We start from the raw sequence: 14,151 nt of genomic DNA on the forward strand, positions 1-14,151 counted from the left end.
GGCCCCTCTTTACGGGGCCTTTATACCGTGGGGGTCCTGCCAAGCTCAAGCCGCAGGTTGGCCCGGATGTGGCAAAGCGCATGGCATCGCTTTATTCATGTTCCCGTCGATTACCTGCAATCGGGTCACCGGCGCTCTTGCCGCTTCTGATAATCCGGCTATCATGCGGCTGCGTATGAAGATCAGGAAATCCGCATGTCCGTCGAAGTTGCCATACCCCAGAGCCCCCCGCCGCCCGAGGTGGAAGAGGTCACAACCCTTCGTGTCTGCTGCGACGGCGGTACATTGGGCCACCCCCGCGTCTGGCTGACCATCGACCCGGCGCAGGGATGGGTCGAATGCGGCTATTGCGACAAGCGGTTTGTGCTGGCGGCCGGGGCGGCTGGCCACTGACGCATTAGTCGGGCAGCGGCCCTATGCAGTTGCCCTTCGCTTTGTTGTTGTTTTCCTTCAATTCGAAGATTTCCTTTTTCCAGTCAGCTTCGACCCGGAAATACAACCGCGCCCCATTCCCGTTGCTGTTCGGCACCCAGGCTCTTGGCAGCGGATGTGCGACGACTGTCTGTTGTTGCCCGGGGTTCAGCGGCCCGACATTCATAAGACCCGGCAGGTAGTTCGGGCTGGTACTTGGCGTATCCGAGAACCTGAACAACAGTTCGGTCGCCGGGGTCTTTGTGCCGCCAATGTTTTTGACGACAACCACTACGACGGGCTTTCCACCGGAAAGACCACAAAACCTGGTCCGCGGTGCGTCGCTTAAGTCCGAGCTTCGATATTTTGGCTGAATGATCAGATCAGCGGCAAATGTCTTGATCGCGTTATCGGGCGCGCGCTGCCTTGGCGTTGAGGATATCTGAGACCCATTCCCCCGGTTTCGGACCCGCGATCAGGTGAGGCGGTGCCATCAGGGCGGCAATCAGTGCTGCGTTGGTAAGAATTTTCCTTCGGATCATCGGTCTACTCCTTTGCTGGTTGCAGTACCGATGCGTCGTTGTCTTTCAGCCCGACGTTCAATCGGAAGGCGCACGGCCCTTTAGGCGTGCAAAGATCGGATCAACCCGCTCTGCCAGGCAGGTCAGCGTCGCCGCTTCGAAGCGATGGGGAAATTCCGCGCCTGCCATCTCGCGCGCCAGCGGCAGAAAGGCCGCGGCAAAGCGGTAATACCCGTCGATCACAGCCCCGGGCTCAGGTGCCGGAATGTGCAGATCGGCCAGCAGGGCCATCTGCTCAGCCGTCAGTAGCCGGTTCAGGCGCAGCGCTCCGCCGGTCGGGCCGTCATTGGACTGGCGGATCAGCAGCGTGGTCAGCTGGCGCCGCAAATGGAACAGGCCGGTGATGGCGTTGACATAGTCCTTGCGGCCCATCGCAACCTGCAACAGCCCAAGCACGCGTAGGAACTCCTCTGCGATACGTGGCAAGGGCTGCGGGTGCCAGACCGGTGCCTCGTCCAACGTCGTGTGCAGGTCTTGCGGGTCGATCAACGGTTTCAGGCCCCGCGCGCCCTGCGCTTTCAATCGGCCCTCATCACCCTGGCTCAGGTCAGCGCGCAGCCAGCTTTCGGTCACAAGGTTGACCAGCTCTACCGTTGGGCCAAAGCGTTGCTGAAACACCACCGGATCGAGCGTGCCAACCACCTTAGCCCAGCGATCCGCGATGGCGGTGCGGTGCTCTGGTGCGGCCACCGCCAGGAAATCTACATCGCTATAGGCATCCGCCTGTCCCTCGCCAAAACTGCCGGATAAAAACAGGGCTGTCAGGCCGGCCTGGCCCGCCAATCCTTCGGTCACTGCTGCGATCACCTGATGTTGCATGGCATCCTCCCACACCCAAGGATGGCCAAACCCGCGCCGAAGCGCAATAAAGGCAAAAAGGGAGGGCCGCCATGAGCACCGGATTCGGCAAGGGACATCATCTGCATCTGATTGACGGCTCGGCCTTCATCTTTCGCGCCTTTCACGCCCTGCCCCCGCTAACCCGCAAATCCGACGGCCTGCCGATTGGCGCTGTCAGCGGGTTTTGCAACATGCTGTTCAAGATGGTCGAGGACAACGCCGGGCCCGACGCCCCCACCCATGTTGCGGTGATCTTCGACAAAGGCAGCCACACGTTCCGCAACGATCTTTATGATCAGTACAAGGCCAATCGCGACGCAATGCCCGAGGATCTGCGCCCGCAGATGCCTCTGACCCGCGATGCGACCCGCGCCTTCAACATCGCCTGTATCGAGAAAGAGGGCTACGAGGCTGACGACATCATCGCCACCTATGCCCTTCAGGCGCGCGAGGCCGGGGGGCGGGTGACGATCATCAGCTCGGACAAGGACCTGATGCAATTGGTCGGCGGCGGCGTGGAGATGTTCGACGCCATGAAAAACACCCGTCTGGGCCCGGAAGAGGTTGAGGCAAAATTCGGCGTCGGCCCCGACAGGGTGATCGACGTGCAGGCGCTGGCTGGCGATTCCGTTGACAACATTCCCGGCGCGCCGGGGATTGGGATCAAGACGGCGGCGTTGCTGATCAACGAATATGGCGATCTCGATACCTTGCTGGCCCGGGCCGAGGAAATCAAACAGCCCAAGCGCCGCCAGACCCTGATCGACCATGCCGACCAGATCCGCCTGTCGCGGCAATTGGTGACGCTTGATCAACAGACCCCCGACCTTGAGGCGCTGGAGACATTTGAGGTGCAGGAGCCTGAGGCTGAGGCGCTGTTGGGTTTCCTAAGCGAGATGGAATTCCGCACCCTGACCAAGCGCATCGCCGATAAGCTGGGTGTCGAGGCCCCGGCGATTGCTGAGCCTGAAGCCGCGCCGCAAGGCGACGGTGACGGCGGCGTTGATCCGGTCGTGCTATCCGCGCCCTATGGTCCCTATGAGCAGGTCAGCGATGAAGCCACCCTGCAGGTTTGGATTGATCGCATCTATGATCGCGGCTGGGTGGCGGTCGACACCGAGACCACGGGCCTGGACGAAATGCGCGTCGATCTGGTGGGGATTTCCCTGTCGGTGGATCCCGGATCGGCTTGCTATATCCCCGTGGCCCATACGACCGGCGACGGCGATCTTCTGGGCATGACCGAACGCGCGCCCGGCCAGATGACGGCGGAGCAGGCGCTGGTACTGCTCAAGCCGATGCTGGAGGATGAGAGCATCCTCAAGATCGGTCAGAACATGAAATACGACATGAAGATCTTCGCCCGCCATGGGGTACAGGTCGCGCCGATCGACGACACGTTGCTGATGTCCTATGCCTGTCATGCCGGGCTGCACGGGCATGGGATGGACACGCTGGCCGAACGCTATCTCAGCCACACGCCGATCCCGATCAAACCGCTGCTGGGCACCGGCAAATCCGCCCGGACCTTCGACAAGGTACCGCTGGAGGAAGCCACACCTTACGCCGCCGAAGACGCGGATATAACCCTGCGGCTGTGGAAGCTGTTTTCGCCAAAGCTTTCAGCGTCCAAGGTCACTACGGTCTACCAGACCCTCGAACGTCCGCTGGTTCCGGTACTGGCCGAGATGGAGATGCACGGCATCAAGGTCGACCGCAATCACCTCAGCCGCATGTCCTCGGCCTTTGCGCAGCAGATGGCAGCGTTGGAGTCGGAAATTCACGACCTGGCCGGGCGGTCTTTCAATGTCGGCTCGCCCAAGCAGCTGGGTGAAATCCTGTTCGACGAGATGGGGCTTGAGGGCGGCAAGAAAGGTAAGACTGGCGCTTATGCCACGGGGGCTGACGTGCTGGAAACCCTCGCCGCCGAGGGCCATGACCTGCCGGCCCGGGTGCTGGACTGGCGGCAACTGTCCAAGCTCAAATCGACCTACACCGACAGCCTGCAGGAACATATCCACCCTGAAACGGGCCGGGTGCATACCTCCTATTCTATCGCGGGGGCCAACACAGGGCGGCTGGCCTCAACCGACCCGAACCTGCAGAATATCCCCGTGCGGACAGAGGAAGGCCGCCGTATCCGCGAGGCTTTTATCGCGAATGAGGGTAACGTGCTGCTCAGCCTCGACTATTCCCAGATCGAGCTGCGAATCCTCGCCCATATCGCCGAAATTGACAGCCTGAAACAGGCCTTCCGCGACGGGCTGGATATTCACGCCATGACCGCGTCCGAGATGTTTGATGTCCCCATCGAAGGCATGGACCCGATGGTGCGCCGTCAGGCCAAGGCAATCAATTTCGGCGTGATTTACGGCATTTCCGCCTTTGGCCTTGCCAACAACCTGCGCATCCCGCGAGAGGATGCCAAGGCGTTCATCGACCGCTATTTCGAACGCTTCCCCGGCATCAAGGAATACATGGACGCCACAGTCGGCTTCGCCAAAGAACATGGCTATGTGCAAACGCTGTTCGGTCGCAAGATCCACACGCCCGAGATCGGTGCCAAGGGCCCGCACGCTGGGTTTGCCCGCCGCGCCGCGATCAATGCGCCGATACAGGGCACCGCTGCAGACATCATCCGCCGCGCCATGATCCGCATACCGGATGCCATCGCCGGAAGCCCGGCAAGAATGCTGCTACAGGTACATGACGAATTGCTGTTCGAAGTGCCCGAGGACGCCGTTGACACCACCATCGCCACGGTGCGCGATGTGATGGAAAACGCCGCCATGCCAGCCGTCAAACTGGATGTGCCCCTGACCGTCGATGCCGGACAAGGGCCGAACTGGGCTGTGGCGCACTAGGACGAGGTTTTCCTTATCCGCTCCGCTCGGCAAGTCGTGCGATCAATGCCCGGGCCGAAGGTGGCGGCGATTGTTCGATCCGGCGATAGTCGCTGCCATCTTTCTTGCGTGACACCAACCCCAGCGTCACAAGGCTGCGGCGCAGGATGGCGGGGTCCGAGAAATCATGCAGTGCTTTCAGGCAGGCATTGACCTGCTTTTCGGTCAGCACCTCTGCCGATGGCAGACGCGCCCAGACCGCCCAAAGCGCAAGGTCCTGCACCGCACGGCGAGAGGGCCAGCGAGTCAACCGACCGTTTGCGTCAAACTGGTTCAGGGTGCGCTCAACCAGATGGTAGTCGACCGGTCCAGACGTCGCTGCGGGCCGCGCAAGGCGGTGCTCCGCCGCGGTGGAGGCCGCCAGATGTTGGTAATTGCGATACCCCGCTGCCCGCGCAAGCATGTTCAACAGGCTTTGGTGACCGGGCGGGGTCGCGCCACCGCGCAACTGTCGGTTCAGGGATTTGGCGAAGGCGGACAGATCGTCAATCCTGAGGGGCAGGCTGTGTCGGGTCATCATCATTCTCCGGCGTGCCCGTATCTGAGGTTGCTGGTCGCTGGCTTGCAACATGGGCACCATTGAAACGAGGATGCGCATATCTGTTTGGCAGGTTCAGCTTACCCTTGGGGACAGCGACGCCTCGGTGTTCTGCCGACCGTTGGGGAATGTTTATCCCGACGCGGCCACAAAGAAAAGGGCCGCCCGAAGGCGACCCTAAAGACTTTAGCCGAAACGGCGATGATTACATCATGCCGCCCATGCCGCCCATGTCGGGCATGCCGCCAGCCGGGGCGCCTGCGCCCGGTTTTTCGGGCTTGTCGGCAACCATGGCTTCGGTGGTGATCAGCAGACCAGCAACGGAGGCTGCGTCTTCCAGTGCGGTACGAACGACCTTTGCAGGGTCGATCACGCCAAACTTGAACATGTCGCCATAGTCTTCGGTCTGTGCGTTAAAGCCAAAGCTGTCATCGTCGCTTTCGCGGATCTTGCCAGCAACAACAGCGCCGTCAACGCCTGCGTTCTCGGCGATCTGACGCAGCGGTGCTTCCAGCGCACGGCGTACGATCTGAACACCAGCTTTGTGGTCAGCATTGCCGCCCTTCAGCTTTGCTAGCGCCTTTGCAGCCTGCACCAGGGCAACACCGCCGCCAACGACGATACCTTCCTGAACCGCGGCGCGGGTGGCGTTCAGCGCGTCATCAACGCGGTCTTTACGCTCTTTCACCTCAATCTCGGTGGAGCCACCGACGCGGATCACGGCAACACCGCCTGCCAGCTTGGCCAGACGCTCCTGCAGCTTCTCACGGTCGTAATCGGAGGAGGTTTCCTCGATCTGCTGACGGATCTGAGCAACGCGTGCTTCGATTTCAGCTTTGTCGCCAGCGCCATCAACGATTGTTGTTTCGTCTTTGGTGATGGAAACTTTCTTGGCCGTGCCCAGCATGTCGAGACCGACATTCTCAAGCTTCATGCCCAGATCTTCGGAGATCACCTGACCGCCGGTCAGAATAGCGATGTCCTGCAGCATGGCCTTACGGCGATCACCAAAGCCCGGTGCTTTGACAGCCGCGATTTTCAGACCGCCGCGCAGTTTGTTGACAACCAGGGTTGCCAGCGCTTCGCCATCAACATCTTCGGCGATGATCAGCAGCGGCCTGCCGGACTGGATAACGGTTTCCAGCAGCGGAACCATCGGCTGCAGCGAGGAGAGTTTTTTCTCGTGCAGCAGGATCAGCGCGTCGTCGAGCTCGGTCACCATCTTGTCAGGGTTAGTGATGAAGTAAGGCGACAGGTAACCGCGGTCGAACTGCATGCCTTCGACAACATCGGTCTCGGTTTCCAGACCTTTGTTTTCCTCGACGGTGATCACACCCTCGTTGCCGACTTTTTGCATGGCATCAGCGATCTGCTCGCCGATGGCAGCTTCGCCATTGGCCGAGATGGTGCCAACCTGTGCAACCTCGGACGTGCCGGAAACCGGACGTGCTGCGGCCTGAATGGCCTCAACAGCTTTGGCAACAGCTGTGTCGATGCCGCGCTTCAGATCCATCGGGTTCATGCCAGCGGCAACCGATTTCAGGCCTTCCTTGACGATGGCCTGAGCCAGAACGGTGGCGGTGGTGGTGCCGTCGCCCGCTTCGTCATTGGTGCGGCTGGCGACTTCTTTCACCATCTGCGCGCCCATGTTCTCGAACTTGTCTTCCAGTTCGATTTCCTTGGCAACGGTCACGCCGTCTTTGGTGATGCGCGGCGCGCCAAAGGATTTGTCGATAACGACGTTACGGCCTTTGGGGCCGAGGGTCACTTTGACAGCGTCAGCCAGGATGTTGACACCTTTCAGCATCTTGTCACGGGCGCTGGTGTTGAACTTCACGTCTTTTGCAGACATGGCTATTCTCCTGAATTAAGAATTGGTTTTGAAGGGGGCGATCAGGACAGAATGCCCATAATGTCGCTTTCCTTCATGATCAGCAGGTCTTCACCATCGATCTTGATCTCGGTGCCGGACCATTTGCCGAACAGGATTTTGTCGCCTGCTTTGACATCCAGCGCGATGCGCTCGCCGTCTTCATCGCGGGCACCAGCACCAACAGAGATGACTTCGCCTTCGGAAGGTTTCTCTTTTGCGCTGTCAGGGATGATCAGACCGCCTGCGGTTTTCTCGTCGCCTTCCAGGCGGCGAACCAGAACGCGGTCGTGCAGAGGTGTGAATTTCATATCGGTCGCTCCTCTTTGCGGAACCAAATTCGCGGGCGGCGCAAATGACGTTAGCACTCGCCGCCCCTGAGCGCTAACGAGAGGTTAGGTAGAGATCGTGCCTTTTTGAGTCAAGGGCGTTTCGCGGCATTTTGCCTGCGCCCGATGTGCAGGTAGTCGTGATCCAGGAATTGCGCTAGGATTTATGCTCAAAATCGACTCGGGAGCAATGCCTTGATCCAGCTGCGACGCTGTCTTTTCCGCCTTTCCCTTCTGGCCGCAACCCTTATCAGCGGACAGGCCGCTGCCTTTTGCGAGGGGCGCGATCTGCTGGCAGAGATGCCTCAGACCACACGCGACCGGCTGGCCGAAGTTTCGACCCAGAAATATGCCACTGGCCGCTATTGGCAGGTGGAAAAGGGCGGCAATATCTCGGCTCTGTTCGGGACAATCCATTTGCCCGATGAAGATATATCAGCTGTCCCGGACGCGCTGAAAGAGCGGATCGAACGCGCGCGACTGGTGATGATCGAACTGACCAAGGGCGAAGAACAGCGCATGCAGCAGGCGATAATGCGCCCGCCCTCGATCATCCGCAACCCAGAAGGACGCCGCCTTAGTCAGGAACTGCCATCCGAAGAATGGGCGCAGGTGCAGGCCGCGCTTTCGCAATATGGTCTGACGGCGCCTGTCGTCGATCAGATGGAGCCGTGGTTCCTGGGCATGATGCTGTCGATCCCACCCTGCGTCACCCGGGCGCAACTGGCGGGTCAGGGAATTCTGGACCGCAATATCGAAACCTTGGCGCGGGAATCCGGTGTTCTGGTGGAGGGGCTGGAAACCTATCAAGAGGTTTTGGACCTGCTGGTCGGCAGCAGCTATGAGGACGGGCTGGCACAACTTGTGACTGTGGCAAGCACGATCTCGGAAACTGAGAATTACATGGCCACGCTGACCGAAATGTATAAGCGCGGCGATATTCAGGCGATCTGGGAATTGTCCGTCATCCTGACCGAAGAGGTCATGGGCCCTCAGGGCACAGCGATGCTGAAAACCTTTAACGACCGTCTGCTGAAAACCCGCAATGAGAATTGGGCCGATACCCTGTTCCCCGCGTTGGAGCAGGGCAATGTCGTGGTGGCGGTCGGCGCGCTGCATCTGGGCGGGCCGCATGGCCTGTTGCAGATGCTGGAAGACGAGGGGTTTACTGTGCGCCGTCTGGACGGATAAGTCAGACCAACACCCGGACCTGCAAAGAGGCGCACAGATTGTGACCCCCATTATCCATTCACTGGCCGATATCTCTGATCGCTACCGCGTTTTGTACTGCGATCTTTGGGGCTGCCTGCACAATGGCAAAACGCCCTTCCCGCAGGCCGTCGCCGCACTGCAAGCTTTCCGCAAAACTGGGGGCACGGTTATTCTGGTGACCAATTCCCCCCGCCCGCGCGGCGCGGTGCAGCAACAGCTTGATGCAATGGGTGCCCCGCGGGATTGCTATGATGATATCGCCTCATCCGGGGATGCGGCGCAACAGGTCATGGCTTTGGGCGATTATGGCCGCAAGGTCTATCATATAGGGCCAGAGCGCGATCTGCCGTTCTTTACCGATGAAGATGGCCAGCCCTACGATATCGACCGCGTGCCTCTGGACGAGGCCGAGGGGATCGTTTGCACCGGCCTGTTCGATGACCGCACCGAAACACCGCAGGATTACCGGCTGACTATCCTGACCGGTGTCAATCGCGGCCTGAAGATGCTCTGCGCTAATCCTGATATCGTTGTGGATGTCGGCGAAACCCGGATCTATTGCGCCGGTGCCATTGCAGAGGCCTATCGTGAGGCCGGGGGGCAAGCAGACTATTTCGGCAAGCCGCATCTTGCCATCTATCGGCTAGCCCGGCAGCGGGCCGAGGCGATCCGGGGCAAGGTCGTCGATGATGAGATTTTGGCCGTTGGTGACGGCATTCATACCGATGTTCAGGGCGCGATCAGCGAAGGACTGGATTGCGTGTTCATCACTGGTGGCCTTGCCGCTGAGGAAACCGAAACCGGCGAAGGCCCACCGAACCAGGCCAAGCTGGATGCGTTTGTGTCCAATGCAGAACTGCAACCCACCTATGCGATGGGGCGGCTGGGATGATCGCACGATTTACAGCCTTGCTGGTGGCACTGGCCAGCCCGTCGCTCGCTTATGACGATGCGACCTTGCTGTCCATGTGCGAACCTGAGGTGATCGAAATCACCCAAGCCCTGCTTGGCATCGACGACTGGAATGAGGTCGATGCGCAGGCAAGCAAAGTGGTCAACGGCACCGGCCGCCTGTGGCGTGTCACAACACCAGAGGGGCAGGTTTCCTATCTTTGGGGCACGATGCATTCGTCTGATCCACGGATTTCCAATGTTCCCGATGAACTGAAAGCCATCATCGCAGACGCGCGGATCATGATTACGGAATATGCTGGCGCAGAAACAACCATGGATGAGGTTCGAAAATACTGGAGTGGTGAAGGCTTTTATTCCGACACGCCGGTTTCGCTTTATAACGACCTGCCTGCGGAAGCTTTACGGGCGATCCAGGACCGCATAAAGGGCCTCGGCCTCTTAGGGTCCGAGCTAGAGTATATGGCGCCCACTACGCTGATGAATTTTATACTGTCCTCGCCCTGCGGCGACAGGCTTGCAGTGGCAGGCTATCCGATCCAGGATGTGCGGGTTGAACTTCTGGCCGCTGATCACGGTCTGTCCCGAATTTCTGCAGAGCGACGAGATGTGATTGAGGTGCTGGCAACAGCAAAGCGCTGGGAACAGGCGTTTCGGGCAACGGTTACCTCCTATGCGTTGCATCAGACGACTCCGGAAACCAGTGCGACCTACATGCGGTACTATCTGGATGGCCAGATCGGGCACATGATGGCCTTTGATGACATCTATTTGCAGAACAAGTTTCCCAACGTTGATGTCAGCAGCCTTCGTCTTGAGATGGACAGCTATCTGCTGACCCATCGCAACAGGCGAATGGTCGAAAACCTGCTGCCGCAGTTCCAACAAGGTGGCGCTGTGGTTGCCGTTGGCTGCTATCACTTGCCACATGACACCGGACTGGTCGCGTTACTGCGTCAGCACGGCATGACGGTGGAAAGGATCGCCCTGCCGGGCGAGGCAGGCTGACCCTCACCTCTGCGCAACAAAGCGCATCATTTAGCGCTTTTATGTGAACTAATCTTGCTCCACCTTCTTTCGTACGCTATGCATTTCGCACATGCACAATTTGTTTGCGGTGGAAGGTATGATGCAGTTTAGCGGCCATAACGGCCCGGTCGGTACAATCTGTATTGAGTATATGGAGATCGGGCTGGCCCGATCTACCTCCAAGGCAATCACCGATCAGGATATCGAGATGTTCGCCACCGTCTCGACCGACCGGAACCCGGTGCATCTGGATGACGCCTATGCGCAGGATACGATTTTTGGCGGGCGGGTGGCGCACGACATGCTGACCGCAGGGCTGCTATCCGCAGTTATCGGGGAACAGTTGCCCGGCCACGGGTCTGTCTATCTCAGCCAGTCGTTGAAATTCACCGCCCCGGTGCGCCCCGGTGATCGTGTCACCGCCAAAGTGTCCGTCACCGGGATTGATCACGCGCGGCGTCGGGTGACGCTTGATTGCCGTTGCAGTGTAGGCGACAAGGTGGTCCTGAAGGGCGAGGCCGAGGTGCTTGCGCCCAGCCGCAAATTCGACTGACGGGGCAATAGCCCCAAGAGGGCCCCGGGAATGCACCGCCACATCACACTTGACCCCCTGCCTGCCCCGCATCGCGGTGCCAGCGTCGCCATGGGCAATTTCGACGGCGTGCATCTGGGCCATCAGTCGGTGATCGCACTGGCCCGCGCCGCTGCGGGTGAGACGGATGCGCCCCTGGGCGTGATCACGTTCGAGCCGCACCCGCGCGAATTCTTTGCCCCGGATGCGCCGCCATTCCGTCTGATGAATGCCGAGGCCCGGGCGCACAGGTTAGAAAAGCTGGGCATTGAACAGCTGTATGCGCTGCCCTTCGGTGCATCCCTCGCCCGGCTATCGGCCGAGGATTTCGTAACGCAAATCCTGCGCGACGCATTGGGCATCCGCCATCTGGTGGTCGGTGCCGATTTCCGCTTTGGCAAGGGTCGCAGCGGTGATGCTGATCTTTTGTGCCAGATGGGACCGCAGAACGGCTTTGGCGTCACCATCGCCCCGCTGGTCTCGGACAGCGGCACCGATCTGTCCTCAACCGCAATACGGACCGCGCTGAGCGAGGGCCGCCCCAAAGATGCCGCGCGCATGCTGGGCCACTGGCACCGGATGGAGGGCAAGGTGGTCAAAGGCGATCAGCGTGGCCGCGATCTGGGCTACCCGACCGCAAATATTATGCTTGAGGGCCTGCATCTGCCACGCTTTGGCGTTTATGCCGTGCTGTTCGATGTTCTGACCGGGCCACATACCGGCAGCTACCACGGGGCTGCCTCGCTGGGCGTGCGGCCGACATTTGGGGTGAATGCACCCAATCTCGAAACCTATGTGCTGGATTTCGATGGTGACCTTTACGGTGCCGAAGTGTCCGTTGCCTTGGTGGAGTTCTTACGCGGCGAAGCGAAATTCGACGGTATCGATCCGCTGATTGCCGCCATGCGCGATGACGTGGCCAAAACCCGAGATATCCTGGGCAGGCTTTAGCCCGTCATCAACTCCTTGACAGTCTCAGCGCCCGCAACGCGGTCAGGCGTGGGCGATTTACCGGCCTCAATCAGGCGCTTGGCAACCATGTAAGCGCGCGGGTCGTTGATGGCGTCAGTGGCCAGCAACTCATCCCCGCTATAGTACCAGAAAGACACAGCGTCCCCGGCCTCTCCGGCGCGGGTGACCACCCGGTCATAGCCGGTGTTCAAACCAGCAATCTGTAGTTTCAAATCGAACTGATCCGACCAGAACCACGGCTTGGCTCCATAGGTCACGTCCCTGCCCAGCATATTCTGCGCCACCACCTCTGCCTGGTCGATGGCATTGCCGACGCTTTCCAGACGGATACGCTCACCGCGATACGGGAAAGACGCACAATCGCCCGCCGCCCAGATATGCGGGTCCGAGGTGCGGCCATGGCTGTCGGTTGCAATCCCGTTGTCAATCGTCAGACCCGCCGCCTCGGCCAATGCTGTGTCCGGCGTAACCCCAACGCCAGCAATAACGAAATCAACCGCCAGTTCGCTGCCATCAGACAGCAAGGCCGAGGTCACCCGCCCCTTGCCGCGCAGTTCTGTCAGGCCGGTGGCCTCGCGGATATCCACTCCTTCGCGCGTGTGGATATCACGCAGGAAAGCGGCGGTTTCGGCACAGGCCACCCGCGCCAGAATGCGGTCAGCCATTTCGATCAGCGTTACCTTCAGACCCTTGCGCGCCGCGACCGCCGCAGCCTCCAGCCCGATATAGCCACCGCCGACGATCAGCAGATGCCGATCCGGCTGAAACTCCGGCGACATGGCATCGACATCGGCGATGCTGCGCACGGTATAGACCCCGTCCAGATCGCCGCCGATGGCGGCAGGCAATTCACGCGGCACGGCCCCGGTGGTCAGGGCCAGCGCATCATAGCGCAGAACCTCCCCGCCCAATTGCAACGCCTGACCGGCGGGATCAACCCCGGTGACCGACTGGCCAAGGCGCAGGGCGATATTGGTGTCCGCATAGTAAGCTTCGGGCCGCAGAAACAGCCGCTCCAACTCCATGTCGCCCAGCAGGTATTTCTTTGACAAGGGTGGCCGCTGATAGGGGAGAACAGGCTCAGACCCGATCAGCGTGATTGCCCCATCAAACCCTTCGGACCGCAGTTTCGAAGCCAAAGACTGACCCGCCTGACCCGCACCAACAATAACAAAATGAGGCATTGTTCCTCCGCCCTGGGCGAGACATCAGCGGCCCGCTCCACCTTCCGCATGATGGCTAGTCCTGCGTATAAGGACCAGCCGTATTTGACGGATACGCATCTTGCACAGCGACGCGGCTTCTGCCAGACCGAACGTCAGCCAAATGCCAGGGGCACAGCCATGCATCCCAATCCGATATTCCGTAAAGCCAAGAACAAACGTAATCTCGACTTTGCCCGCAAACGCGGCTTTGGGCTGCTGACCATAAATGGGGCAGACACCCCGCTGATCGCCTATGCGCCCTTTGTTCTGGGCGAGGACTGCGCCGATATTCATCTGGTTGCCTCAAATCCCCTTTGGCGGGCGCTGGATACGCCGAAACAGGCGGTTCTGGCTGTGCAGGGGGCAGATGGCTATATCTCGCCCGATTGGTATGGGATCGAGGATCAGGTGCCGACCTGGAACTATGTTGCGGTACATCTAAGCGGCACGTTGCGGCGGCTGGATCAAAGCGAATTGCGCGGACAACTGGACCGGCTGTCGGCAGAGTTTGAGGCGCGGCTAGCCCCCAAACCGGAATGGAAAGCCGATAAGATGATGCCGGAGATTCTGGCGCGGATGATGCGCATGATCCGGCCCGTGCGGCTTGAGATCAGCAACATCGATGGCACATGGAAACTCGGCCAGAACAAGGAAGAGGCGGTGCGCATCTCTGCGGCTGAGGCGCTGGCGGATAGTGGGATCGGACAGGAAAGCGCCGCATTGGCCGCCCTGATGCGGGATTTGCCCAAAGATTGAATATCCGCGCGCGGACTCCTAT

Annotated in this window: 15 protein-coding genes; 8 read left to right on the forward strand and 7 right to left on the reverse strand. The window is 60.0% G+C overall.

Translation table 11 applies throughout. From position 1 onward, the window contains the following. Positions 1–195: 195 nt before the first annotated feature. On the forward strand, positions 196–393 hold the full coding sequence (locus tag ACW9UQ_RS00315; RefSeq protein WP_458928992.1) for a zinc-finger domain-containing protein: 198 nt from the start codon (positions 196–198) through the stop codon (positions 391–393). Between the two features lie 4 nt (positions 394–397). Here ACW9UQ_RS00315 and ACW9UQ_RS00320 read toward each other — a convergent pair whose 3' ends face one another. From ACW9UQ_RS00320 to ACW9UQ_RS00330, 3 genes are all read right to left on the reverse strand, one after another. After that, a complete protein-coding gene (locus ACW9UQ_RS00320; RefSeq protein WP_458928993.1) occupies positions 398–703 on the reverse strand; it encodes a CARDB domain-containing protein in 306 nt (101 codons plus the stop codon). Positions 704–818: 115 nt separating this feature from the next. Continuing rightward, a complete protein-coding gene (locus ACW9UQ_RS00325) occupies positions 819–953 on the reverse strand; it encodes a hypothetical protein (protein ID WP_458928994.1) in 135 nt (44 codons plus the stop codon). Between the two features lie 57 nt (positions 954–1,010). After that, positions 1,011–1,811 (reverse strand): nucleotidyltransferase domain-containing protein, encoded by an 801-nt coding sequence (locus tag ACW9UQ_RS00330; protein ID WP_458928995.1) that lies wholly within the window; start codon positions 1,809–1,811, stop codon positions 1,011–1,013. A gap of 71 nt (positions 1,812–1,882) precedes the next feature. Here ACW9UQ_RS00330 and polA point away from each other — a divergent pair, with 71 nt between their 5' ends. Further along, positions 1,883–4,696 carry a DNA polymerase I gene (gene polA, locus ACW9UQ_RS00335; RefSeq protein ID WP_458928996.1) on the forward strand — a complete coding sequence of 938 codons (2,814 nt, stop codon included), beginning with the start codon at positions 1,883–1,885 and terminating at the stop codon, positions 4,694–4,696. A 13-nt stretch (positions 4,697–4,709) separates the two neighbouring features. Here the strand turns inward: polA and ACW9UQ_RS00340 are convergent, their stop codons facing one another. The 3 genes from ACW9UQ_RS00340 to ACW9UQ_RS00350 form a co-directional block, all read right to left on the reverse strand. Beyond that, positions 4,710–5,252: a DUF2087 domain-containing protein gene (locus ACW9UQ_RS00340; protein ID WP_458928997.1), complete on the reverse strand. Its 543-nt coding sequence runs from the start codon at positions 5,250–5,252 to the stop codon at positions 4,710–4,712. Positions 5,253–5,478: 226 nt separating this feature from the next. Next, positions 5,479–7,125 carry a chaperonin GroEL gene (gene groL / locus ACW9UQ_RS00345; protein ID WP_458928998.1) on the reverse strand — a complete coding sequence of 549 codons (1,647 nt, stop codon included), beginning with the start codon at positions 7,123–7,125 and terminating at the stop codon, positions 5,479–5,481. Between the two features lie 41 nt (positions 7,126–7,166). Next, positions 7,167–7,454, reverse strand: coding sequence for a co-chaperone GroES (locus ACW9UQ_RS00350; RefSeq protein ID WP_458928999.1), 288 nt, complete (start codon positions 7,452–7,454; stop codon positions 7,167–7,169). A 213-nt stretch (positions 7,455–7,667) separates the two neighbouring features. On the opposite strand from ACW9UQ_RS00350, the gene ACW9UQ_RS00355 reads away from it, so the two are divergent. The 5 genes from ACW9UQ_RS00355 to ACW9UQ_RS00375 all read left to right on the forward strand — a co-directional run bounded on the left by ACW9UQ_RS00355 (position 7,668) and on the right by ACW9UQ_RS00375 (position 12,147). Further along, a complete protein-coding gene (locus ACW9UQ_RS00355; RefSeq protein ID WP_458929000.1) occupies positions 7,668–8,663 on the forward strand; it encodes a TraB/GumN family protein in 996 nt (331 codons plus the stop codon). Between the two features lie 40 nt (positions 8,664–8,703). Next, positions 8,704–9,576: a TIGR01459 family HAD-type hydrolase gene (locus ACW9UQ_RS00360; RefSeq protein ID WP_458929001.1), complete on the forward strand. Its 873-nt coding sequence runs from the start codon at positions 8,704–8,706 to the stop codon at positions 9,574–9,576. After that, positions 9,573–10,604, forward strand: a complete 1,032-nt coding sequence (locus ACW9UQ_RS00365) for a TraB/GumN family protein (protein ID WP_458929002.1) — start codon at positions 9,573–9,575, stop codon at positions 10,602–10,604. The genes ACW9UQ_RS00360 and ACW9UQ_RS00365 overlap by 4 nt, the downstream gene beginning before the upstream one ends. A 121-nt stretch (positions 10,605–10,725) precedes the next feature. Further along, complete coding sequence (locus ACW9UQ_RS00370) at positions 10,726–11,178, forward strand: MaoC family dehydratase (RefSeq protein WP_458929040.1); 453 nt, start codon at positions 10,726–10,728, stop codon at positions 11,176–11,178. A gap of 30 nt (positions 11,179–11,208) precedes the next feature. Next, complete coding sequence (locus ACW9UQ_RS00375) at positions 11,209–12,147, forward strand: bifunctional riboflavin kinase/FAD synthetase (protein ID WP_458929003.1); 939 nt, start codon at positions 11,209–11,211, stop codon at positions 12,145–12,147. Here the strand turns inward: ACW9UQ_RS00375 and ACW9UQ_RS00380 are convergent. Continuing rightward, a complete protein-coding gene (locus tag ACW9UQ_RS00380; protein WP_458929004.1) occupies positions 12,144–13,352 on the reverse strand; it encodes an NAD(P)/FAD-dependent oxidoreductase in 1,209 nt (402 codons plus the stop codon). The two genes, ACW9UQ_RS00375 and ACW9UQ_RS00380, sit on opposite strands and share 4 nt — an antisense overlap. Here ACW9UQ_RS00380 and ACW9UQ_RS00385 point away from each other — a divergent pair. Beyond that, entirely contained in the window at positions 13,344–14,129 is a 786-nt protein-coding gene (locus ACW9UQ_RS00385; protein WP_458929005.1) for an FMN-binding negative transcriptional regulator, read from the forward strand. The genes ACW9UQ_RS00380 and ACW9UQ_RS00385 overlap by 9 nt on opposite strands. Positions 14,130–14,151 lie beyond the last annotated feature (22 nt).

It is taken from the genome of Halovulum sp. GXIMD14793, from assembly GCF_054457435.1.

Bases quoted from the DNA above. Each gene is read 5' to 3' on its own strand.
- ACW9UQ_RS00370 (WP_458929040.1), top strand. From the start codon at position 10,726: ATGCAGTTTAGCGGCCATAACGGCCCGGTCGGTACAATCTGTATTGAG.
- ACW9UQ_RS00385 (WP_458929005.1), top strand. From the start codon at position 13,344: ATGAGGCATTGTTCCTCCGCCCTGGGCGAGACATCAGCGGCCCGCTCC.
- ACW9UQ_RS00330 (WP_458928995.1), bottom strand. From the start codon at position 1,811: ATGCAACATCAGGTGATCGCAGCAGTGACCGAAGGATTGGCGGGCCAG.
- polA (WP_458928996.1), top strand. From the start codon at position 1,883: ATGAGCACCGGATTCGGCAAGGGACATCATCTGCATCTGATTGACGGC.
- ACW9UQ_RS00380 (WP_458929004.1), bottom strand. From the start codon at position 13,352: ATGCCTCATTTTGTTATTGTTGGTGCGGGTCAGGCGGGTCAGTCTTTG.
- ACW9UQ_RS00325 (WP_458928994.1), bottom strand. From the start codon at position 953: ATGATCCGAAGGAAAATTCTTACCAACGCAGCACTGATTGCCGCCCTG.
- ACW9UQ_RS00340 (WP_458928997.1), bottom strand. From the start codon at position 5,252: ATGACCCGACACAGCCTGCCCCTCAGGATTGACGATCTGTCCGCCTTC.
- groL (WP_458928998.1), bottom strand. From the start codon at position 7,125: ATGTCTGCAAAAGACGTGAAGTTCAACACCAGCGCCCGTGACAAGATG.
- ACW9UQ_RS00315 (WP_458928992.1), top strand. From the start codon at position 196: ATGTCCGTCGAAGTTGCCATACCCCAGAGCCCCCCGCCGCCCGAGGTG.
- ACW9UQ_RS00365 (WP_458929002.1), top strand. From the start codon at position 9,573: ATGATCGCACGATTTACAGCCTTGCTGGTGGCACTGGCCAGCCCGTCG.
- ACW9UQ_RS00375 (WP_458929003.1), top strand. From the start codon at position 11,209: ATGCACCGCCACATCACACTTGACCCCCTGCCTGCCCCGCATCGCGGT.
- ACW9UQ_RS00350 (WP_458928999.1), bottom strand. From the start codon at position 7,454: ATGAAATTCACACCTCTGCACGACCGCGTTCTGGTTCGCCGCCTGGAA.